Annotated in this window: 21 protein-coding genes; 13 read left to right on the top strand and 8 right to left on the bottom strand. The window is 73.8% G+C overall.

Going from position 1 to position 20,326, the window contains the following annotated elements:
• Positions 1-121: 121 nt before the first annotated feature.
• Complete coding sequence (locus ACIBW6_RS11310; protein WP_399058994.1) at positions 122-2,284, bottom strand: prolyl oligopeptidase family serine peptidase; 2,163 nt, start codon at positions 2,282-2,284, stop codon at positions 122-124.
• A 173-nt stretch (positions 2,285-2,457) separates the two neighbouring features.
• Here ACIBW6_RS11310 and ACIBW6_RS11305 point away from each other — a divergent pair, with 173 nt between their 5' ends.
• The 4 genes from ACIBW6_RS11305 (at position 2,458) to ACIBW6_RS11290 (ending at position 6,291) form a co-directional block, all read left to right on the top strand.
• Positions 2,458-2,652: a hypothetical protein gene (locus ACIBW6_RS11305; RefSeq protein ID WP_356492322.1), complete on the top strand. Its 195-nt coding sequence runs from the start codon at positions 2,458-2,460 to the stop codon at positions 2,650-2,652.
• Between the two features lie 29 nt (positions 2,653-2,681).
• Complete coding sequence (mshB, locus tag ACIBW6_RS11300; protein WP_399058993.1) at positions 2,682-3,620, top strand: N-acetyl-1-D-myo-inositol-2-amino-2-deoxy-alpha-D-glucopyranoside deacetylase; 939 nt, start codon at positions 2,682-2,684, stop codon at positions 3,618-3,620.
• Positions 3,617-4,069 carry a DUF6113 family protein gene (locus ACIBW6_RS11295; RefSeq protein ID WP_399058992.1) on the top strand — a complete coding sequence of 151 codons (453 nt, stop codon included), beginning with the start codon at positions 3,617-3,619 and terminating at the stop codon, positions 4,067-4,069. The genes mshB and ACIBW6_RS11295 overlap by 4 nt, the downstream gene beginning before the upstream one ends.
• A 152-nt stretch (positions 4,070-4,221) precedes the next feature.
• Positions 4,222-6,291 carry a peptidoglycan binding domain-containing protein gene (locus ACIBW6_RS11290; protein ID WP_399058991.1) on the top strand — a complete coding sequence of 690 codons (2,070 nt, stop codon included), beginning with the start codon at positions 4,222-4,224 and terminating at the stop codon, positions 6,289-6,291.
• A 91-nt stretch (positions 6,292-6,382) separates the two neighbouring features.
• Here ACIBW6_RS11290 and ACIBW6_RS11285 read toward each other — a convergent pair whose 3' ends face one another.
• On the bottom strand, positions 6,383-7,225 hold the full coding sequence (locus tag ACIBW6_RS11285) for a transglutaminase-like domain-containing protein (RefSeq protein ID WP_399058990.1): 843 nt from the start codon (positions 7,223-7,225) through the stop codon (positions 6,383-6,385).
• Between the two features lie 49 nt (positions 7,226-7,274).
• Positions 7,275-8,279 carry a GNAT family N-acetyltransferase gene (locus ACIBW6_RS11280; protein ID WP_399058989.1) on the bottom strand — a complete coding sequence of 335 codons (1,005 nt, stop codon included), beginning with the start codon at positions 8,277-8,279 and terminating at the stop codon, positions 7,275-7,277.
• 140 nt (positions 8,280-8,419) lie between these two features.
• Here ACIBW6_RS11280 and fdxA point away from each other — a divergent pair, with 140 nt between their 5' ends.
• Positions 8,420-8,740: a ferredoxin gene (fdxA, locus tag ACIBW6_RS11275; RefSeq protein ID WP_111666449.1), complete on the top strand. Its 321-nt coding sequence runs from the start codon at positions 8,420-8,422 to the stop codon at positions 8,738-8,740.
• 131 nt (positions 8,741-8,871) lie between these two features.
• Positions 8,872-9,975, top strand: coding sequence for a bifunctional succinyldiaminopimelate transaminase/glutamate-prephenate aminotransferase (locus ACIBW6_RS11270; protein WP_399058988.1), 1,104 nt, complete (start codon positions 8,872-8,874; stop codon positions 9,973-9,975).
• A gap of 76 nt (positions 9,976-10,051) precedes the next feature.
• On the opposite strand, the gene ACIBW6_RS11265 is transcribed toward ACIBW6_RS11270, so the two are convergent.
• Complete coding sequence (locus ACIBW6_RS11265; protein WP_399058987.1) at positions 10,052-10,513, bottom strand: ATP-binding protein; 462 nt, start codon at positions 10,511-10,513, stop codon at positions 10,052-10,054.
• A 298-nt stretch (positions 10,514-10,811) separates the two neighbouring features.
• On the bottom strand, positions 10,812-11,750 hold the full coding sequence (locus ACIBW6_RS11260; RefSeq protein ID WP_399058986.1) for a heavy metal transporter: 939 nt from the start codon (positions 11,748-11,750) through the stop codon (positions 10,812-10,814).
• A gap of 71 nt (positions 11,751-11,821) precedes the next feature.
• On the opposite strand from ACIBW6_RS11260, the gene dapE reads away from it, so the two are divergent.
• Together dapE and ACIBW6_RS11250 are read left to right on the top strand one after the other, a co-directional pair.
• Positions 11,822-12,904: a succinyl-diaminopimelate desuccinylase gene (gene dapE / locus ACIBW6_RS11255; protein WP_399058985.1), complete on the top strand. Its 1,083-nt coding sequence runs from the start codon at positions 11,822-11,824 to the stop codon at positions 12,902-12,904.
• A gap of 87 nt (positions 12,905-12,991) precedes the next feature.
• The gene (locus ACIBW6_RS11250) at positions 12,992-13,741 is read left to right on the top strand and encodes a TIGR00730 family Rossman fold protein (protein WP_399058984.1); all 750 of its coding nucleotides are present in this window, start codon (positions 12,992-12,994) and stop codon (positions 13,739-13,741) included.
• Positions 13,742-13,745: 4 nt separating this feature from the next.
• Here the strand turns inward: ACIBW6_RS11250 and folP are convergent, their stop codons facing one another.
• Positions 13,746-14,606: a dihydropteroate synthase gene (gene folP, locus ACIBW6_RS11245; RefSeq protein WP_399058983.1), complete on the bottom strand. Its 861-nt coding sequence runs from the start codon at positions 14,604-14,606 to the stop codon at positions 13,746-13,748.
• A gap of 143 nt (positions 14,607-14,749) precedes the next feature.
• On the opposite strand from folP, the gene ACIBW6_RS11240 reads away from it, so the two are divergent.
• Both ACIBW6_RS11240 and ACIBW6_RS11235 read left to right on the top strand, forming a co-directional pair.
• Complete coding sequence (locus tag ACIBW6_RS11240) at positions 14,750-15,142, top strand: DivIVA domain-containing protein (RefSeq protein WP_399058982.1); 393 nt, start codon at positions 14,750-14,752, stop codon at positions 15,140-15,142.
• Positions 15,139-15,732, top strand: coding sequence for a DNA-3-methyladenine glycosylase I (locus ACIBW6_RS11235; RefSeq protein WP_399058981.1), 594 nt, complete (start codon positions 15,139-15,141; stop codon positions 15,730-15,732). The genes ACIBW6_RS11240 and ACIBW6_RS11235 overlap by 4 nt, the downstream gene beginning before the upstream one ends.
• A 7-nt stretch (positions 15,733-15,739) precedes the next feature.
• On the opposite strand, the gene ACIBW6_RS11230 is transcribed toward ACIBW6_RS11235, so the two are convergent.
• On the bottom strand, positions 15,740-16,543 hold the full coding sequence (locus ACIBW6_RS11230) for an enoyl-CoA hydratase/isomerase family protein (protein WP_399058980.1): 804 nt from the start codon (positions 16,541-16,543) through the stop codon (positions 15,740-15,742).
• Positions 16,544-16,865: 322 nt separating this feature from the next.
• Here ACIBW6_RS11230 and ACIBW6_RS11225 point away from each other — a divergent pair, with 322 nt between their 5' ends.
• Positions 16,866-17,030 carry a DUF3117 domain-containing protein gene (locus ACIBW6_RS11225; RefSeq protein WP_356492308.1) on the top strand — a complete coding sequence of 55 codons (165 nt, stop codon included), beginning with the start codon at positions 16,866-16,868 and terminating at the stop codon, positions 17,028-17,030.
• A 96-nt stretch (positions 17,031-17,126) separates the two neighbouring features.
• Here the strand turns inward: ACIBW6_RS11225 and ACIBW6_RS11220 are convergent, their stop codons facing one another.
• Positions 17,127-17,825 carry an O-methyltransferase gene (locus tag ACIBW6_RS11220; protein ID WP_399059280.1) on the bottom strand — a complete coding sequence of 233 codons (699 nt, stop codon included), beginning with the start codon at positions 17,823-17,825 and terminating at the stop codon, positions 17,127-17,129.
• Between the two features lie 145 nt (positions 17,826-17,970).
• Between ACIBW6_RS11220 and sigE the strand changes: the two genes are divergently transcribed.
• Both sigE and ACIBW6_RS11210 read left to right on the top strand, forming a co-directional pair.
• Complete coding sequence (sigE, locus tag ACIBW6_RS11215; protein ID WP_399058979.1) at positions 17,971-18,750, top strand: RNA polymerase sigma factor SigE; 780 nt, start codon at positions 17,971-17,973, stop codon at positions 18,748-18,750.
• Positions 18,747-19,805: an anti-sigma factor family protein gene (locus ACIBW6_RS11210; RefSeq protein ID WP_399058978.1), complete on the top strand. Its 1,059-nt coding sequence runs from the start codon at positions 18,747-18,749 to the stop codon at positions 19,803-19,805. The genes sigE and ACIBW6_RS11210 overlap by 4 nt, the downstream gene beginning before the upstream one ends.
• Positions 19,806-20,326 lie beyond the last annotated feature (521 nt).

Here is a 20,326-nt window from a genome sequence, read left to right as displayed (position 1 = left end):
ACCCGCGCAACGCGGCCGACCCACCACCGCCACACAGCCGCGGCACGCTCTACGGGTACGGCCGTGCGGGTGCCGTGGGCCGGGGTCGCAGCCTCTCGCTGCGGCCCCGGTCGCCCGCGGCTCAGGCCGGCCCCAGCGACCGCTTCAGGAAGTCGACCTGGAGCAGCAGCAGATTCTCCGCGACCTGCTCCTGCGGCGTCATGTGCGTCACCCCGGACAGCGGCAGCACCTCGTGCGGGCGCCCGTCGGCGAGCAGGGCGGAGCTGAGCCGCAGGGCGTGCGCGACCACCACGTTGTCGTCGGCGAGCCCGTGCACGATGAGCAGCGGCCGGTGCTGCTCCGCGGGGTCCGACAGCCCGTCGTCCGTCACCAGAGAACTGGCCGCGTACGTCTCGGGGGACGCGGCGGGATCGCCCAGGTACCGCTCCGTGTAGTGCGTGTCGTACAGCCGCCAGTCCGTCACCGGGGCGCCCGCGATGCCCGCGTGGAAGACGTCGGGCCGCTTCAGCACGGCAAGCGCGGAGAGGTAGCCGCCGTAGCTCCAGCCGCGCATCGCCACCCGGGACAGGTCGAGGGGGAAGCGGCCGGCCAGCGCGTGCAGGGCGCTCACCTGGTCGTCGAGCGTCCGCGTGAAGTCGCCGCGGACCGCCTTCTCGCGGCCCGGGGAGAAGCCCGGCGTGCCCCGGCCGTCGGCGACGATCACCGCGAACCCCTGGTCGGCGAACCACTGGGAGGTCAGGTACGGGTTGTGCGCCGCGTACACCCGCTGCCCGTGCGGGCCGCCGTACGGGTCGAGCAGCACCGGCAGCGGGCCGTCCCCGTCCGCGTACGACGAAGGGAGCAGGACGGCGCACGGGATGCCCTCCGCCTCCGTCAGGGTCACGCGCGGGGAGAGCAGGGGGCGCTCGGCGTACGAGGCGATCTCCGCGACGTGCTTGCCGTCGCGCTCCACGCGCACCCGGGCGCCGGGGGAGTCCGGGGTGGCGGAGACCAGCACGGTGACCGCGCCGGCGCGCACGGCGGTGTGGACGCCGGGCCCGGCCGAGACGCGCTGCACGCCCAGCTCGTTGACGCGGTAGACGTGCACCTGCCCAATCTCCGGGTCGGCCGCGTCGGCCCCCGCCGAGGCCGACAGGAGCACGTCGCCCGCGCCGACGTCCAGGACGGCCCGCACGTGCAGCTGGGCCCCCGTCAGCAGCCGTTCCCCGACCGCGAGGACCCGCGCGCCGCCCTCGTCGGCGATCCGCACGAGCTGCCCGCTCGGCGACCAGCACGGCACGCCGGGGAACAGCTCCAGCCACTGGTCGTCCTCGTCGGCGTGGACCATCCGGGTGGAGCCGTCCGCCGGGTCCACGGCCAGGTAGACCGCGCTGAGCTGGTCGCGGGCCTGCACGAGGATGAGCGGAGCGCCGTCCGCCGACCAGTGGACGCGGGCCAGGTACGGGTAGGCGGAGCGGTTCCAGTTGATCTCCGTGCGGGCGCCGTCGAGGCCGTACGCGAAGAGCCGGACCTCGGCGTTGGAGGTGCCGGCCGCCGGGTAGGCGACCCGGGCCGGCTCGCGGTCCGGGTGCGCGGGGTCGGCGATCCACCAGCGCCGCACGTCCGCGTCGTCGGCGCGGGCCACCAGCAGCCGGTCCGAGGCGGGCGACCACCAGAAGCCGCGGGAGCGGCCCATCTCCTCGGCGGCGATGAACTCCGCGAGCCCGTAGGTGACCGTCGCGGACTCGGGGGCGGCCAGCGCCCGGTCGTCCTCGCCCTCCGCGCCGACCACCCGCAGGGCACCCCGCGCGACGTACGCGACGTGCCGGCCGTCGGGGCTCGGGCGCGGGTCCAGCACCGGTCCCGCCGCCGGGAGTTCGCGGACGGTGCCCGCGCGCAGCTCGGCCGTGAACAGGCGGCCGGACAGGGCGAACGCGGCCAGTTCCACGGCGGCGTCGGTGGCGTACCCCACGATGCCGGCGCCGCCCTCGCGGCTGCGTTCGCGCCGGGCCCGCTCCTCGGCCGACAGCCGCTCCGCGCCCCCGCCGAGCAGCGCCACCGGGTCGGCGGCGATCCGCTCCTGACCGCTCGTCACGTCCAGGACCCACAGCGCGTTCGCCCGGTCCGTACCGGCCGGGGAGCGCAGGAACGCGACGCGCCCGCCGTCCGGTGCCACCGTGAAGGCGCGCGGCGCACCCGAGGTGAAGCGCTGCGTGCGCGCGTGCTGACGTGGGAAGGAATACGTCTCGTCCCCGCTGCCCGGTGCGGTCGCGGGCCCGGCTCCGTCGCCGTTCTCGATGGTCATCCCCGAAGCCTAGGGCTCGTGTCGGCCATGCGCCCCCACGCGCTCCAGCCCGCCCCCAGTGCTCCCTCGCCCTGACTCATGCGGCACGACGGATAGTTATGATTCGTTGCGCTGCGTGGGTATCCAGCAGGGGACATCCGCCGGCGTCCGATCACTTTGGAGGAGGGACCGCTGTGGCACTCTCGATCTCGGCCGTGGTGCTGTTCGCGATCATCGTCTTCATCCTGGTCAAGAAGTCGGGCCTGAAGGCCGGACACGCGGTGGTCTGTGTGCTTCTCGGCTTCTACCTGGCGAGCTCCTCCATCGCCCCCACGATCCAGGAACTGACGACGAACGTGGCGGGCATGATCGGCGGGATCAAGTTCTAGCCGCGGCGGTGGGGTCCTAGGCTGGGGGTATGACGGAACTGCCCGCTCGGCGTCTGCTCCTCGTGCACGCGCACCCCGACGACGAGTCGATCAACAACGGCGCCACGATGGCCGCGTACGCCGCCGGCGGTGCCCACGTCACCCTCGTGACGTGCACGCTCGGCGAAGAGGGCGAGGTCATTCCGGACGAACTCGCCCATCTCGCCCCGGACCGGGAGAACCTGCTCGGCCCGCACCGCATCGGCGAACTCGCCGCCGCGATGAAAGAGCTGGGCGTCGTCGACCACCGCTTCCTCGGCGGCCCCGGCCGCTACCGCGACTCCGGCATGATGGGCGCCGCGCAGAACGAGCGCCCCGGCGCCTTCTGGTCGGCCGGCCTCGACGAGGCGGCGGCCCACCTCGTCGCCGTCGTCCGCGAGATCCGCCCGCAGGTCCTCGTCACGTACGACCCGGACGGCGGGTACGGCCACCCGGACCACATCCAGGCGCACCGCGTGGCCATGCGCGCCGCCGACCTCGCCGCCGAACCGGCCTTCCGGCGCGACCTCGGAGATCCGCACACGATCCGCAAGATCTACTGGAACCGTGTGCCCCGCACGGTCGCGGAGGAAAGGTTCCATGCGCTCGCGGACGTCCTCGACCGCACCCCCTTCACGACCGCGGCCGCCCTGGACGACGTCCCCGGCGTCGTCGACGACGCCCGCGTCACCGCCGCGATCGACGGCCGGGACCGGGCCGGCCGCAAGGCGGCCGCGATGGCCGCGCACGCCACCCAGGTCGCCGTCGCCGATCCCGTCGACGGCCTGCGGGTCTTCGCCCTGTCGAACGGGCTCGCGCAGCCGCTGTTCGACGTCGAGTACTACGAGTTGGTGCGGGGCGCCCCCGGATCGGCCTACGAGAACGACCTGTTCGACGGCGTCCCGGCCGACGACGGCACCACCGGCACCGAGGGAGCGACCGCCCGATGAGCAGCAGCAAGAGCACCGGCACGGCACCGGCGCGCGGCGTCGGCGGCGTCAGCGGCGTCGAAGTCCCCTTCACCCTGTCCGCGACCCCGGCCCGGGTGGTCGTGCTCGTCGTGCTGTTCCTGCTCGGCGCCCTCGTCGGGGTCGCGGGCGCCCTGCTCCAAGGCGGCTGGTTCCCGGGCGGGTTGCTGCTCGCGCTCCTCGCCGCGGCCGGACTCTTCCACGGCGGGGCGCGGCTCACCGGCGCCCGGTCCGGGGCGCTCGCGCCCGCCGCGGGCTGGCTCGTCGCGGTCATCCTGCTCACCACGAGCCGCCCCGAGGGCGACTTCGTGTTCGGCGCGGGAGTCGGCTCCTACCTCTTCCTCCTCGGTGGTATGGCCGTCGCTGTGATGTGTGCCACGCTCGGGCTTTCACAGCAACCGCCCGCCTCCACCGCCCGACTTGGGAAGTGACGTCGCACTTGCGACCAGTACGTGCCGTGCCCCGCGTGTGATTCACCGTCCGTCCCACCGTGCCGCCCGGCCGCGGCCAGTATGGTGGTGCGCGCCGCCGAGCAGCCCGCGTGAGGTCGAACGGGCGGCGGAGCCAACCGGGAGAACCTGCTTTGAGTCGTGAAACTGACAGTTCGTCCTCCGGGCCCCAGGGGCGCGGCGCTGCCGCCTACCCGTCGGGGACGCCTCCGTACGGCACGTCCGCCCAGGGCGCGGCGTCCGGCGACGCCGACCCGCTGGGCCAGGTGCCCCCGGCCGAGCCGGGCACCCCGGACACCCCGAGGACCGAGACGACGCTGACCACGCGCATCCGGATCAACATCCCGGGCTCGCGTCCCATCCCGCCGGTCGTCATGCGGACGCCGATGAGCGACGTCGACGGCGGGCCGCGGGACGGCGCCGATGCGCCGCCCGGGCCCGCCGAGCCCGACACCGCCGCGGGCCGCCCCTCCGCGCTCGCCGGGTACACCACCGGCAGCGCCGAGACGGGCTCCGCTCCGGGCGCCGGGTCCGCGCCCGCCGCCGGCCCGGGCGAGGCGCCGCGCGAGGAGAAGACCAGCGACTGGTTCGCGCCGCGCAAGGGCGCCGGAAAGCCCGGCACCGGTGCGGGTGCGAACGGCGCGGGCGCCGCGGCGTCCGGCCCGGCCGCGAACGGCACCGCTCCGTCCGGCACGTCCGGTGGCTTCGACGCGAACGGCACCGCTCCGTCCGGCACGTCCGGTGGCTTCGACGCGACCCGCACCGCCCCGCCCGGTACCTCCGGCGGCTTCGACGCGACCGGCGCCCTGGCGACCGGCCCGCTCGGCGGCCCCGCCCCCTCCGGCCCGGGCGACCGGGACGGCCTGCCCTACTTCTCCGGTGGCCCCGGCGGTCCGGGCGCCCCCGACCCGGGTGCGTCCCGCGGCGGTCCGTCCGGGCCCACCACGGGCCCCGCGACCGGCGACGGCCCGATGGTCACGCCGCTCGTGCCCGACCCGGCGGTCCGCCCGGCCCAGGGCGGGCAGCAGCCGCCGCGGATGAGCGACGACACCGCGATCCTCACCCCGCAGAAGCCGGCGCCCGAGCCGCCCGGCGGCCATGTCTCAGGCTCCACGCTGACCAGCGGCATCCCGGTGGTGCCGCCGGGCGACAAGGGCGCGGGCTCGCCGTTCGCGCCCGCCGCCACGGCGCCGTCCCCGCACACCCCGCCGAAGCTGCCCGACCCGGTCGCGGCGGCCCCCGCCCCCGCGAAGAAGAAAAAGGGCCGCAGCAAGCTGGTGCTGCTCGGCGCGGGCGTCGTCGGCGTGGCCGGAGTGGCGTACGGCGCGGGCCTGTTGATGAACCACTCGGACGTGCCGAAGGGCACCACGGTCCTCGGCGTGGACATCGGCGGCGGCACCCGCGACGAGGCCGCCGCCAAGCTCGACGCGGCGCTCGGCAAGCGCACAGGACAGGCGCTGAAGCTCCAGGTCGACGGCAGGACCGTCGCCCTCAAGCCGGACCAGGCGGGCCTGTCCCTGGACAGCGCCGCCACCGTCTCCGCCGCCGCGGGCAGCGACTACAACCCGGTCTCCGTCATCGGCTCGCTCTTCGGCAACCAGCGGGTCGTCGACCCGGTCATGCCGGTCGACGAGGAGAAGCTGCACGCCGCTCTGGAGCAGGCCGCGGGCGGCGCCGCCGCGTCCGGCGACGGCACGATCAAGTTCGTCCAGGGCAAGGCCGTCGCCGTGTACGGCAAGCCGGGCAAGGGCATCGACGTCGACAAGTCGACCGCCGCCGTCGAGCAGGCGTACCAGGCCCAGGTCGAGACGGGCGCGTCGACGCCGGTGCCGGTGGCGACCACGACCCGGCAGCCGACCATCTCGGACGCCGAGGTCGACCGGAAGATGCAGCAGTTCGCCGAGCCCGCCATGTCCGGCCTGGTCACGATCAAGGCGGGCGCCGCCTCCATCCAGTTCGGCCCGGACAGGTCGCTGCCGAAGATCCTCGGGATGAAGGCGGTCGACGGCAAGCTCGTCGAGACGTTCGACCTCCCGGCGCTCAAGAGCCTGTACGGCAACGTCTTCGACGGCGTCCTGATCACCCGGGGCAACGGCAAGCAGACCCCGGTCCAGCCGACCGACGTGGCCTCGGCCATGGGCAAGGCCCTGCTGGGCAAGACGCCCGCCGAGCGCACGGCCACGATCGGGACCGACGCGGGCTAGGACAGGCCCCAGCCCCGCAGGGCTCTGGGGCCCGCGCACGGAGGGGCCCGTACGACACGCGTCGTACGGGCCCCTCCGTGCGCCGCGGCGCTCAGTTCAGCATGGCGCGGGCCGCGCGTGCCTGCCCCAGCACGCGCTCCGCGGCGTCCGCGTCCACCGCCTTGACGACCTCCGCGTACGACTCCAGCTCCACCGCGCCCGTGACGAACTCGCCCCGCTGCACCAGCAGCTGGGCCCGCTCGTAGCGCAGCCGCGCCGGATGCGAGGGCAGCAGCAGCGAGAGGTCCATCGCCCACAGCGCCACGTCCGAGTGCTCCGGCCGGGTCGCCACCCAGGCCCGGATGTTGTTCAGGATCCGCAGCACGACCTCCAGCGGGCCGGCCGGCCGCAGCATCGACGCGTCGAGCCGCGCTCCCGTCGCGCTCGTCACCAGCAGCTCGGCGTCGGCCCCGGCCAGCACCCGTCCCGAACCGAACGGATCGGCGAGCACCTGTTCGTCCGGCTCGCCGAAGCCGACGACGAAGTGGCCCGGCAGCGCCACCCCGTAGACCGGCGCACCGGCCCGCCGGGCGACCTCCATCCACACCACCGACAGCAGGATCGGCAGCCCGCGCCTGCGCCGCACGACCTCGTGCAGCAGTGACGACTCCAGCCGCTGGTAGTCGGCGGCGACCCCGTGGAAACCGAGCCGCTCGCCGAGCAGTTCGCCGAGCGCGGTGGCCCACGAGCGGGGCCCACCCGGACGGAAAGGCAACTGCCCGGCCATGTCGTCCAGTTCGATCTCCACCCCGTCCATGCCGGCGTCGTCGAGCGTGTCGTCCGCCTGCGCGGCGAGCAGCAGGCACAGCCGCGCCAGATCAGGCCGCTCGGACCGGGCCTCCTCGGCGAACCGGCGCCGCAGCTCCGTGGAACGTGGGGACAAGTGGGGGGACATACGTGGTTCGTGCCCTCTCAGACCGATCGATGGCGCGCACGGCAGCGGGTCACCGGCTGTCGCGCTCCGGAGCACGGTAGTGGTGATACGCGTGGTGCGTGGCGAAACCCAGCCGCTCGTAGAGCGCGTGCGACCCGGCGTTGCCCTCCTCGACCTGGAGCCAGGCCGCCGACGCGCCCTCGTCCAGCGCCCGCCGCGCGAGCGCCGTCATCACGGCCGAGGCGAGCCCCTGCCGCCGGCGGGCGGGGTCGACCTCGACGGCGGCGAACCCGGCCCACCGCCCGTCGACCACGCACCGCCCGATCGCCGCGGGCACGTCGCCGTCGCCGTGCACCGTCGCGAACCACACCGAGGGGCCGGCGCACAGCACCCGCAGCGCGACCTCGCTCACCCCCTTGCGCTGGTAGCGGCCCAGCCAGGCCGCTCCCGGCGTCCGGCTCAGCTCCACCCGCGGGTCGTCGGGGGCGTCACCGAGTGGCGCGAGCGCGGCGGTCCGCAGCTCCGCGCTGACCTCCCGCCGCCAGCCCCGCGCCTCCAGTTCGGCGCAGAGCAGCTCCTGCGTCCCGGCCGCGCCGGTCGCCGCCTGCACGTAGCCGGGCAGCCCGCGCGCCCCGTACCAGTCCCGTACGCGCTCCAGCGCCGCGTCGAGCGGCAGCCCCGGATCGCCGGTCGGCAGCACGGAGTTGGCCCGCCGGGTGAAGCCCGCGGCGGCCCGCAGCTCCCACTCGCCGAGCCGCTCGCTCTCGGTCGGCTGCCAGCCGCGGGCGGCGACGCGCGCCAGCTCCGGGTAGGTGGCGGCGGGGCCGCGGCGCCGGGCCGGTTCGGCGGGGACGACCTTGCCCGCGACCAGGGTCGCCGCGTCGACCGTCACGCGCTCCCCGGTCTTTCGTGTGATGAGCAGCACATCGTCGTTCCACGATGTGAGAACGCCGACCGTGTCGGTGAACTTCCGACCCGCGGGCCCCTCCTCGCTCACCCGTCGCACCGATACGCGTTTTCCCACGTCAGCACGGGTCAGGCGAACCTCAAGCCGTCCGCTCGCAGTGAATTCCACAGCTCGGTCCACCCCTCCTGTTCGGATCATGGCCAGGAACGGAGATACTAGGGGCGGGCATCGACGACGCCGCGCTCCCGCGCGCCAGGCGGCGGAGCCTGCGGAGGCCCGCCAGCGCCCTATCGAGGAGGAACGACAGCGTGACCTACGTCATCGCGCAGCCTTGTGTCGACGTCAAGGACAAGGCGTGCATCGAGGAGTGCCCGGTCGACTGCATCTACGAGGGCTCCCGGTCCTTGTACATCCACCCGGACGAATGCGTCGACTGTGGTGCCTGTGAGCCGGTCTGCCCGGTCGAGGCGATCTTCTACGAGGACGACACTCCGGAGGAGTGGAAGGACTACTACAAGGCGAACGTCGAGTTCTTCGACGAGCTCGGATCGCCCGGTGGTGCCTCGAAGATGGGCCTCATCGAGAAGGACCACCCGTTCATCGCCGCGCTGCCGCCGCAGAACCAGTAACTGCGCTCAGCGGTACGCACAGGCGCAGCCCCGGCCCCGTACGGCGTTCCACTGCCGTACGGGGCCGAGGCATTTGTCCCCCCTCACGAGAACCGCACGAGGGTCCTACGCAAGAGAAGTGAGCTGACCAGGTGTCCGCAGTCCCCGCCCCCGTCGACCGCCTCCCCACCTTCCCCTGGGACAAGCTGGAGCCGTACAAGAAGACGGCCGCGGCGCATCCGGACGGCCTCGTCGACCTCTCCGTCGGCACGCCGGTCGACCCGGTGCCCGGGCTGGTCCAGAAGGCGCTGACGGATGCCGCGGACTCGCCCGGTTACCCGACGGTGTGGGGCACCCCCGAACTGCGCGACGCGCTCGTCTCCTGGTGCGAACGGCGGCTCGGCGCCCGCGGTCTCGGCCACCCGAACGTCCTGCCGGTCGTCGGCTCCAAGGAGCTGGTGGCCTGGCTGCCGACGCAGCTGGGCCTCGGCCCGGGCGACACGGTGGCCTACCCGCGCCTCGCCTACCCCACCTACGAGGTGGGCGCCCGGCTGGCCCGCGCCGGGCACGTCGCGTACGACGACCCGACCGAGCTCGACCCGGCCGGCGTCAAGCTGCTCTGGCTCAACTCCCCGTCGAACCCGACCGGGCGGGTCCTCGCCAAGGACGAGCTGACCCGCATCGTGGCCTGGGCCCGCGACCACGGCATCCTGGTCTTCTCCGACGAGTGCTACATCGAACTGGGCTGGGAGGCCGACCCGGTCTCGGTCCTGCACCCGGACGTGAACGGCGGCTCGCACGAGGGCCTGGTCACGGTCCACTCGCTCTCCAAGCGCTCGAACCTGGCCGGGTACCGGGCCGCGTTCCTCGCCGGGGACGCCGCCGTCCTCGGCGACCTGCTCCAGATCCGCAAGCACGGCGGCATGATGACCTCGGCGCCGACCCAGGCGGCGGTCGTCGCGGCGCTCGGCGACGAGACCCACGTCCAGGAGCAGCGCGCCCGGTACGCGGCACGCCGCGAACTGCTGCGCGAGGCGCTCACCGGACACGGCTTCCGCATCGAGCACAGCGAGGCGAGCCTGTACCTGTGGGCGACGCGGGACGAGTCCTGCTGGGAGACCGTCGCCCACCTCGCGGAGCTCGGCATCCTGGTGGCGCCGGGCGACTTCTACGGCGAGGCGGGCGAGCGGTTCGTCCGCGTCGCGCTGACCGCGACGGACGAGCGCGTCAAGGCGGCGGCGGCCCGCCTGTCCTGACGGGCCGCCGGCAGCGAGAACGGGGGTGCGGGGGCGAATCGCTCCCCGCACCCCCGTGTCACCGGTCGTACGGCGCTCAGCCGAGCGGCAGCTGCTTGACCGGCAGCTGGTCGGTGGGGAGCCCGCCGCCGACCGGCAGGCCCTTCTTGGTGAGCGAGTCGGTGGGCAGGCCGCCGTCCGTCGCCGTGCCGGCCGTCTCGCCGACCACGTCACCCGCGCTGCCCGCCAGGTCGCCCGCGGCCTTCTGCGCCGCCGGGGTGGCGGTCTTGGCGGCCTTGCCGACCGTCTTGCCCGCGGCGGGGACGGCCGTCTTGACGGCCTTGCCGCCGGTGTCGCCCGCGAGGCCGCTCACGTTGCGGGACGCGCCGTCGACGGTGTTGCCCACGTTCGCGCCGTCCAGCGCGGTCACACCACCGAGGTCGGGCGTGGCCGGAAGCTCGGCAGCGCTCGCGGAGCCGGCCGCACCGACCACGGGAGCCGCACCCGCCGCTACGAGCAGCGCGACGCGGGCGATCCGGCGGGTCAGGGGGAGGGACATGGTGCTCCTTAGACGGGAGAGAGTCTCGGTCGTCCGGCTGCCGTTCGGCGGTCGGACGCCGTGACAACAGCCCCAGGGCCCAGGAAGGTTGCGGGTCCGTGACGTAAAGGGTTGGCAATGCGTCGCATAATCAGCTCCGGATAAAAACGGGCAAACGCCATCGGTCCCGCGCCGCTGAAAAACCCTTACGTCCCTGTGCCGACAAGGGCGCCGCGGGCCCGGCCGCGCGACGCCCGGAGGACCCGGGCGGCACTCTCCCGGCGAGGGCGGCCACCCCTCGATCGGGTGATCGTCCGCACTACTGACCGGTGACGATACGGACCTCGTCGACGGACGGCGCCGCGGCCGCCGCGCTTCCCGCGCCCGCCGCCGCGGGCGTCTTCCGCCATCCGTTCCCCGTCTCCCGCGCGGTCCACTCCCGGCCCGCGTAGGAGACGCGTTCGATGCGCAACGCGGACGAGTTGGCCACGGCCCACTGCGCCAGCTCCCAGCCGCGCTGCTCCTCGCCGCCCTGCGCCGACGCGACCGATGCGGGCACCGGCACCCGCACGGAGCGGGCGTCCCGGCCCGCGGCCGGTGCCACGTCCCGCCCGAAGTCCCGTACGAGCGCGGCCCGCACCCGGCCCGCGCTCCCGCCACGCTCGCCGCCGTCGCGGCCCTCGCAGGTCAGGGTGGCCGGGGCCCGCCCGGTCAGCGACGCGGACAGCAGTGTGGCGTCCGGCTCGTGCTTGGCGTACGCCTGCGGGTACCCGCTGCGCTGCACGCGCTGCGCGGCCACCGTCAGGGGCAGCCGCGAGTAGCCCGGGATCTTGTCCAGGTGCGCGTAGAAGCGCTCCGCCGCGTAGACCGGGTCCATGATCTGCTCCGCGCGGCCCCAGCCCTCCGAGGGACGCTGCTGGAACAGGCCGAGCGAATCGCGGTCGCCACGGTGGATGTTGCGCAGCCCCGACTCCTGGAGCGCGGTCGCGAGCGCGATGGTGACGGCGCGCTCGGGCATGCCGCGGGAGGTGCCGACCGCGGAGATGGTCGCCGCGTTCGCCGCCTGCTCGGCGGTGAACGTGTAACGCGCCCCGGCGCCCTGTCCGTGCGCCGCCGAGACGACCACGCAGCGCGGTGCGGGCCGGCCTCCGGTGGCGTACTGCACGGCCACATAGGCGGCCACGGCGAGCAGCACGACCACGGCCGCGCCGACGCGCGCCGGACGGCCGCGCAGGACGGGGGAGGAGGGCTCTGACACGCGTCCAAGGTACTGGAGGGCGGCCCCGGGGGTTACCGACGCGTCACATCCCGGGCGATAGGGTCGGCGGCATGGACCGCACCTCACTCGACCTCACGCAGGACGCCGCTCTGCTCACCGCTCAGCTGGTCGACTTCCCCTCGCCCAGCGGCAGCGAGAAAGAGCTCGCCGACGCCGTCGAGGCGGCCCTGCGCCCGCTGCCGCACCTGACGGTCGACCGGTACGGCAACAACGTCGTGGCGCGCACGAACCTGGGCCGCGCCGAGCGGGTCGTCCTCGCCGGCCACCTCGACACCGTCCCGATCGCCGGCAACGTGCCCTCCCGGCTCGACGCGGACGGCACCCTGTGGGGCTGCGGGACGAGCGACATGAAGTCGGGCGTCGCCGTCCAGCTGCGGATCGCGCAGACGGTCACGGCACCCAACCGCGACCTCACCTTCGTCTTCTACGACAACGAAGAGGTCGCCGCGCACCTCAACGGCCTCGGGCACGTGGCCGAGGCCCACCCGGACTGGCTGGCGGGCGACTTCGCGGTCCTTCTGGAGCCCACCGAGTCCCTGGTCGAGGGCGGCTGCCAGGGCACGCTGCGCGTCATCCTGAAGGTGAAGGGCGAGCGCGCCCACTCCGCGCGCGCGTGGATGGGGAAGAACGCCATCCATGCCGCGGCCCCGATCCTGGAGAAGCTGGCCGCCTACGAGCCGCGCAAGCCGGTCGTCGACGGCCTGGAGTTCCACGAGGGCCTGAACGCGGTCCGCGTCGAGGGCTTCGTCGCCACGAACGTCATCCCCGACGCGTGCGCCGTCACGGTCAACTTCCGCTACGCGCCCGACCGGTCGATGGCCGAGGCCGAGCAGTTCGTCCGGGACTTCTTCGCCGACTGCCCGGTCGACGAGTTCGTCGTGGACGACCACACGGGCGGCGCCCGGCCCGGCCTCACCCACCCCGCCGCGGCCGCCTTCCTGGCCGCCGTGGGCGGCGAGGCACGCCCCAAGTTCGGCTGGACGGACGTGTCGCGCTTCAGCGCGCTCGGCGTCCCGGCGGTGAACTACGGCCCCGGCAACCCGCTCCTCGCCCACAAGATCGACGAGCGCGTCGACACGGCACTCATCCTGGAGGCGGAGAAGCGGCTCGCCTCCTGGCTCACCGCTTCCTGATACTCCGAGGTCCCGCGTCCGTAACCCGCGTAGACCTACCCTTGCTCTACGTAAGCGCGCGATACCTGCGCATGGAGGGAGCGGACCATGAGCAACCCGGAGGGCAAGCGGCATCCCAAGGAGCAGCGGACGGGGCCGGTGATCCGTCGCCGCGACCAGGTGCAGCCCGGGACGAGTGACCAGCGTCTGCTCGACACAGAGGGCCCCTCGGGCTGGGTGCACACCGACCCCTGGCGGGTCCTGCGCATCCAGTCGGAGTTCATCGAGGGCTTCGGCACCCTGGCCGAACTGCCGCCCGCGATCAGCGTGTTCGGCTCCGCCCGCACCCCGGTGGACTCACCGGAGTACGCGGCCGGCGTCGAGATCGGCAGAGCCCTGGTGGAGGCCGGTTTCGCGGTCATCACCGGCGGCGGGCCCGGCGCCATGCAGGCCGCGAACCAGGGCGCGGTGGAGGCCAAGGGCATCTCGGTCGGCCTCGGCATCGAGCTGCCCTTCGAGCAGGGCCTCAACCAGTACGTCGACCTGGGCCTGAACTTCCGCTACTTCTTCGTACGGAAGACCATGTTCGTGAAGTACGCCCAGGGCTTCGTGGTGCTGCCCGGCGGGCTCGGCACCCTGGACGAGCTCTTCGAGGCGCTCACCCTCGTGCAGACCACGAAGGTGACCCGCTTCCCGATCGTCCTCTTCGGTACGCAGTACTGGAGCGGCCTGGTCGACTGGCTGAAGAACACGGTCATCGCGCAGGGCAAGGCGAGCGAGGTCGACCTGCTCCTGTTCCACGTCACGGACGACGTGGAGGAGGCGATCTCCCTGGTCACCAAGGAGACCGGGAACTGACGGCTCAGGCCAGTCCCCGGCGGGCGACCGCCGGGGGCCGGTGGCCCGCGATGGACGCGACCATGTCGAGGACCTGCCGGGTCTCGGCGACCTCGTGCACCCGGTAGACCTGCGCCCCGAGCCACGCCGAGACCGCCGTGGTCGCCAGCGTCCCGATCACCCGCTCCTTGACGGGCCGGTCGAGCGTCTCGCCGACGAAGTCCTTGTTGGAGAGCGAGACGAGCACCGGCCAGCCGGTCGCCACCATCTCCGGCAGCCGCCGCGTCGCCTCCAGGGAGTGCCGCGTGTTCTTCCCGAAGTCGTGCCCCGGGTCGATCAGCACGGACTCGCGCGGCACCCCGAGCGCGACGGCCCGCTCGGCGTAGGAGACCGTCACGTCCAGGATGTCCGCCATCACGTCGTCGTACGTGGCCCGGTGCGGGCGCGTACGCGGCTCGGCGCCGCCCGCGTGCGTGCAGACGATGCCCACCCGGTGGCGGGCCGCGACCTCGGCGAGCCTGGGGTCGACCCCGCCCCACGCGTCGTTCAGCAGATCGGCGCCCGCCTCGCAGACGGCCTCGCCGACCTCGTGCCGCCAGGTGTCCACGCTGATGATCACGGACGGGAAGCGGCGCCGTACCTCGGCGACGAACCCGACGGTCCGCCGCGCCTCCTCCTCGGCGTCGACCTCCTCGCCGGGGCCGGCCTTCACGCCGCCGATGTCGACGATCGCGGCGCCCTCGGCCACCGCCTGCTCGACCCGGGCCAGCGCGGGCTCGTCCTGGAAGGTGGCGCCCTGGTCGTAGAAGGAGTCCGGGGTCCGGTTCACGATCGCCATGATCACCGGCTCGTGCGCGCCGAACTCGCGCCCGCCAAGGCTGAGCATCCCTGTGACTCTCCTCTGGATCCCACTTCAACGGTCGCCTGCGACCTTAACTGTCGGTGCGGCATGGCACGATCGGTGTCGGACGGTTTCGGGACGCCCGTGTACGCAGGTACCGGCCCGGTAGAGCCCAGGGGACGGCAGCGATGGTCATGTTCTTGTTTCTGGTCGCCGCGCTCGTCGTGGTGGTCGCGGCGGTGACGCTCGCGGTCCTCGGCGGCGGTGACGGCGGCGCCCTGCGGGACGAGCCGGCCCAGTTCTACGCGGAACCGCTGCCCCAGGACCGCCCGGTCGCCCGCGGGGACGTCGAGGAGCTGCGCCTGCCCACGGCCGTGCGCGGCTACCGCATGGCGGAGGTCGACGACGCGCTGAACCGGCTCGGGGCGGAGCTGGCCGAGCGCGACGCGCGCATCGCGGAGCTGGAGTCGGCCCTGGCCACGGCACACGCGCGCGCCCGTGGTCCCGTCGACCACGCGTCCGACCGGGGGTACGCGCCGCCCGGCGGGTACGGGGCCGAGCCGGGGGAGGACTTCCGGTGAGCACGCCCCTGGGCGGAGCCGTCCCCGGCCCGGACGGCAGGCTGCGCTGCCCCTGGGGCCTGTCCACCCCGGACTACGTCGCGTACCACGACGGGGAGTGGGGCCGCCCGGTCCACGGCGACGACGCGCTCTTCGAGCGGCTGTCCCTGGAGGCCTTCCAGTCCGGCCTGTCCTGGATCACGATCCTGCGGCGCCGCGAGACCTTCCGTGCCGCGTTCGCCCACTTCAAGATCGCGGACGTGGCCGCCTTCACGGACGCCGACCGCGAGCGGCTCCTCGCCGACCCCGGCATCATCCGCAACCGCGCCAAGGTCGACGCCACGCTCGCCAACGCGCGCGTGCTCGCCGACTGGTCCCCCGGCGAGCTCGACGCGCTGATCTGGTCGCACGCCCCCGACGCCGCGGACCGGCCGGCGCCCAGGACCCTGAGCGACGTACCGGCGATCACCGAGGAGTCCACGGCGCTGTCCAAGGCCCTCAAGAAGCGCGGCCTGCGCTTCGTCGGGCCCACGACGGCGTACGCGCTGATGCAGGCGTGCGGCCTGGTCGACGACCACCTGCGGGACTGCGTGGCCCGGGCGTCGGCCTGAGCCCCGCTCAGCGCCCCAGGTACTCGGGCTTCTCCTTGGCGATGAAGGCCTGTACCGCGATGGCGTGGTCCTCGGAGGCGCCGGCCCGCGACTGGAGCTCGTCCTCCTTCTCCAGCGCCTCGTCCAGGGAGTGGTCCGCGGCGTAGGCGACGGACTCCTTCAGCGCGGCGTAGGCGACGGTCGGTCCCGTGGCGAGCATGAGCGCCAGCTTGCGGGCGGTCTCCGCGAGTTCGTCGGCGGGCACGATGCGGTGCACCGCACCGAGCTCGAACGCCTCCTGGGCGGAGATGGTCCGCGGGAAGAGCAGCAGGTCGAGCGCGCGCCCCGGGCCGATGAGCCGGGGCAGCGTCCAGGAGACCCCGGAGTCCGCGGTGAGGGCGACCCCGGCGAACGAGGTGTTGAAGGACGCCGTGTCCGCCACGATCCGGTAGTCGGCGCAGAGGGCGAAGCCGAGGCCCGCCCCAGCCGCCACGCCGTTCACCGCGGCCACCAGGGGCTTCTTCATCCCGGTCAGCGCCCGCACGATCGGGTTGTAGTGCTCGTGCACGGTGCTCATGGTCTGCCCCGAGCCGGCCTTCCGGTCCGCCACCAGCGTCCCGACGTGCTCCTTGAGGTCCTGCCCGACGCAGAACGCGCGGTCCCCGGCCGCGGTCAGCAGCACGGCTCGCACCGACTCGTCGGCGGCGGCGGCCTGCGCGGCGTCGCGGAGGGCGACCTTGGCCTCGGTGTTCATCGCGTTCATCGCCTCGGGGCGGTTCAGCGTGATCGTCGCGAGCCCGTCGTTCACCTCGTAGAGCACGGTGTCGGCCATGGGACTCCTCCTATGCGTTTGCTCAGCGTCCGTGCTCAGCATGACGGAGATCACGGCGTCCGGAGCGCCTCCGGTATGTGACCTGCGTCAAACAATTCCGCATCGGAAGTCGGCCGCGGGCGGCGCAGTATCGCAGTCACCTCCCCGAATTGAGTGGTTTTGCTCAAGCGCGTTGCGCAAGCGATGCCGACCGATGTTGGTCATCGGGTCCCGCGATGCGGGATAATGGCCTGGAAGCAATGTGTTCGATGCCGGTGACGTGTGCCCGTCCAGAGGGCCGTCGGCTGATGACGATGAGCTGGTTTCAGGAAGGGGAACGAGCATGGCGGCCATGAAGCCGCGGACGGGTGACGGCCCGCTCGAGGTGACAAAGGAGGGGCGGGGCATCGTCATGCGCGTTCCGCTCGAAGGCGGCGGTCGGCTCGTGGTCGAGCTGACGCCGGACGAGGCCGATGCCCTCGGCGACGCCCTGAAGAAGGTCTGCTGACGCGGAAGCGACCCTACCTTTTCGTCTGCCCCGGCACACATTCGGTGCCGGGGCAGACGTACGTGCACAGGTCCGGGCCACGGGGGAGCGGCCCCGTCAGCGCTTGACGGCGCAGAGCAGCCCGTCGCCGACCGGCAGCAGCGTCGGCAGCAGCTCCGGGCTCTCCCGCACCGCCCGCAGCAGCTCGCGCAGCCGCACCACCTCGACCGGCTGCGGCCCCGAGTCCACGGTCCGCCCGTCGGCGAAGACGCCCTCGAAGCAGACCAGGCCGCCCGGGCGCAGCAGCCGCAACGATTCAGCGAGGTAGTCGAGGCTCTCCATCCGGTCGCCGTCGCAGAAGACCAGGTCGTACCCGCTGTCCGCGAGCCGGGGCAGCACGTCCAGGGCGCGGCCGGGGATGAACCGGGCGCGGTTGCTCGCGAAGCCCGCCGCCCGGAACGCCTGCCGGGCGAACTGCTGCTGCTCCGGCTCGGGATCGACCGTGGTCAGGACCCCGTCGGGGCGCATCCCGTGCAACAGATGGATTCCGGACACCCCGGTGCCGGTCCCGATCTCGGCGACGGCCTTGGCCCCGACCGCGGCGGCGAGCAACCGCAGCGCGGCGCCCGCGCCGGGGGACACCGAGCGCAACCCTGCCTCGCGGGCCCGGTCCCGGGCCCAGCGCACAGCGTCGTCCTCGGCGACAAAGGCGTCGGCGAACGCCCAGCTCGTCTGCCGGTTGCCGGTAATGGCCCTCTCCTGTCCCCGCGGTTGCCTGCGCGTGACTTTATCCGTTGGCGCCGGGAACTCGCAGATGGGACCGGGCGTTTAGAGAGGCAGGGGGAGAGCGCGGGTGGAAGCGGGGGTCAGCGTGACAGTGACGGCGACGGAGCGGACGGCTGAGAGCCGACCGGCAAATCTGAGTAAAAACGCTTATCCGGAGCTAACGGGCGAGGTGGCTATGGTAGGGGCTCCACTGGACACCACCAGAGCTGACAGGGGAGGTGCGGCTGCGCCCGTGGATCGGGGCGGGGTGCTGCGGCGCCTTCTCAGGTCGTCGGGTGAGCCGAAATCCGTGACCGACACCGCTGACCGATTCCGCACCGTTGACTCCGCGCAGCAGACCGCGACCTTTGCCGCTGACGCGGAATCCCAGGCGTGGACTCCGCCCACCTGGGAGGAGATCGTCAGCACGCACAGCGGCCGCGTCTACCGCCTCGCCTACCGCCTGACGGGCAATCAGCACGATGCCGAGGACCTCACGCAGGAGGTCTTCGTCCGTGTCTTCCGCTCGCTGTCGACGTACACGCCCGGCACCTTCGAGGGCTGGCTGCACCGCATCACCACGAACCTCTTCCTGGACATGGTCCGCCGCAAGCAGCGCATCCGCTTCGACGCCCTCGGGGACGACGCCGCCGAGCGGCTGCCCAGCCGCGAGCCGTCGCCGCAGCAGGTGCTGAACGACGCGCACTTCGACGCCGACGTCCAGCAGGCGCTGGACACCCTCGCGCCCGAGTTCCGTGCCGCCGTCGTGCTCTGCGACATCGAGGGCCTGTCGTACGAGGAGATCGCGGCGACCCTGGGCGTGAAGCTGGGCACGGTCCGCAGCCGCATCCACCGTGGCCGCTCACAGCTGCGCAAGGCGTTGCAGCACCGTTCGCCCGAGGCCCGCGCCGAGCGGCGCACGCTCGCCAGTACGGGGGGGTTCCCCGTCCTTGGAGGAGGGGGCGCGACCGCGTGAGTGGATCACGTATCAACCCCGCCGAGCGCCGGCAGACCGCGACCGACCAGCACCTGGGAGACCGGCTGGCCGCCCTGGTCGACGGCGAGCTGGACCATGACGCCCGGGAGCGCGTCCTCGCGCACCTGGCGACCTGTCCCAAGTGCAAGGTGGAGGCCGACGCGCAGCGCCGCCTCAAGAGCGTCTTCGCCGAGGCAGCCCCGCCGCCGCCCTCGGAGAGTTTCCTCGCGCGCCTCCAGGGCCTGCCCGCCGGAGGTGACGGCGACGGTGGTGCACCACCGTTCGGGGGAGCGGGCTTCGGCACCGGCCGGGCCTTCGGCAGCGGACCCCGGCTCGGGGGCGGGCCCGGACTCGGCGGCGGCGTCTTCGCCGTAGCGCCCGAGCCCTTCGCGTACGCGCCCTCGGACGCGCACGCCGCCGTCCTCCCCGGCGAGCAGCGCGGCTTCCGCATCCACGAAGTGGGCCGCCCCGACCGGCACGACAGCGACCGGGCCTCACGCGGGCGCCGCTTCGCGTTCGCCGCGGCCGGAGCGGTGTCGCTGGCCGCGATCGCCCTCGGCGGCGTCACGGCGGGCGCCCCGCTGGACACCTCCGACACCCGCGGCGGCCCCTCCGGCAGCAACGTCACGCCGCTGCGCAGCCAGGCCGCCGGCGCCGCGTCCACCCCTGAGGCGCAGCGCCGCCGGTCACTGTCGCCGCTGCTCGGCCAGGGCGGCGGTGCGCTGACGGCGCCGGTCGCGTCGGTCCGGGCGAGCGCGCCGCTGCTGCCGGGCGGGGGGCACGCGGACAGTGCGAGCTACCCCTTCGCGACCCCGTTGCTCTCCGGGGCGGCCCGGATGTCGCCGCTGATACGACCGGTTCTGCCGTCCCCCCTGGTCGCCGTGGCCCTGGAGCCGCATGTGGTCGCGGAGACGTCCGGCCCGGACGCGCCGCCGACCGGTCCCGCCACGGCGTCGGCCTACGCGCCTGCCTCAGCATCCGCTTCGGCATCGGCATCGGCATCGGCATCGGCGTCCGCGCCGGCTCTGCCCTCCCGGTCGTTCTCGGTCCGCTGACGCCCCCTGCGCCCGGGGTGCCGAACCTGGTTGAATCCAGGTGAGACGGCGCGCGTGAGGACCGGTCCCGGACCGGACCCGGAGCGCGCGCGGAAGTCCTCGGCGCGGTGCCGAGGGCCAGGTGGCGGGAGAGCGGCGGGACATGGACGAGGGCAAGCCCACAAAGGCCAAGTGGTGGAGCCGCCCCCGACCTGATGCCGGGGGCGCCGCGGACGACGGCGACTGGCATCTGCCCGCCCCGCACGGGGCAGCCGGCCCGGCGGCCGACGCGGGCCCTGAGCGGCCGGCGGGGGCTGTGGACCCCGCGGTTCCGGGTGCGGCTCCTGCGGCTCAGGTACCTGGTGGTGTGGATGAGGCGGGCCCTGAGCGGCCCGCGGGGGCCGAAGACGCCGCTTACCCGGGTGCGGCTCCTGCGGCTCAGGCGCCTGGTGGTGTGGATGAGGCGGGCCCTGAGCGGCCCGCGGGGGCCGAAGACGCCGCTTACCCGGGTGCGGCTCCTGCGGCTCAGGCGCCTGGTGGTG

The organism is Streptomyces sp. NPDC049813, assembly GCF_044465085.1.
GTDB lineage: Bacteria > Actinomycetota > Actinomycetes > Streptomycetales > Streptomycetaceae > Streptomyces.
This window is presented reverse-complemented; position numbering and strand designations above follow the sequence as displayed.

Bases quoted from the DNA above. Each gene is read 5' to 3' on its own strand.
- ACIBW6_RS11310 (WP_399058994.1), bottom strand. From the start codon at position 2,284: ATGACCATCGAGAACGGCGACGGAGCCGGGCCCGCGACCGCACCGGGC.
- mshB (WP_399058993.1), top strand. From the start codon at position 2,682: ATGACGGAACTGCCCGCTCGGCGTCTGCTCCTCGTGCACGCGCACCCC.
- ACIBW6_RS11295 (WP_399058992.1), top strand. From the start codon at position 3,617: ATGAGCAGCAGCAAGAGCACCGGCACGGCACCGGCGCGCGGCGTCGGC.
- ACIBW6_RS11285 (WP_399058990.1), bottom strand. From the start codon at position 7,225: ATGTCCCCCCACTTGTCCCCACGTTCCACGGAGCTGCGGCGCCGGTTC.
- ACIBW6_RS11265 (WP_399058987.1), bottom strand. From the start codon at position 10,513: ATGTCCCTCCCCCTGACCCGCCGGATCGCCCGCGTCGCGCTGCTCGTA.
- dapE (WP_399058985.1), top strand. From the start codon at position 11,822: ATGGACCGCACCTCACTCGACCTCACGCAGGACGCCGCTCTGCTCACC.
- ACIBW6_RS11250 (WP_399058984.1), top strand. From the start codon at position 12,992: ATGAGCAACCCGGAGGGCAAGCGGCATCCCAAGGAGCAGCGGACGGGG.
- folP (WP_399058983.1), bottom strand. From the start codon at position 14,606: ATGCTCAGCCTTGGCGGGCGCGAGTTCGGCGCGCACGAGCCGGTGATC.
- ACIBW6_RS11240 (WP_399058982.1), top strand. From the start codon at position 14,750: ATGGTCATGTTCTTGTTTCTGGTCGCCGCGCTCGTCGTGGTGGTCGCG.
- ACIBW6_RS11230 (WP_399058980.1), bottom strand. From the start codon at position 16,543: ATGGCCGACACCGTGCTCTACGAGGTGAACGACGGGCTCGCGACGATC.
- ACIBW6_RS11225 (WP_356492308.1), top strand. From the start codon at position 16,866: ATGGCGGCCATGAAGCCGCGGACGGGTGACGGCCCGCTCGAGGTGACA.
- sigE (WP_399058979.1), top strand. From the start codon at position 17,971: ATGGTAGGGGCTCCACTGGACACCACCAGAGCTGACAGGGGAGGTGCG.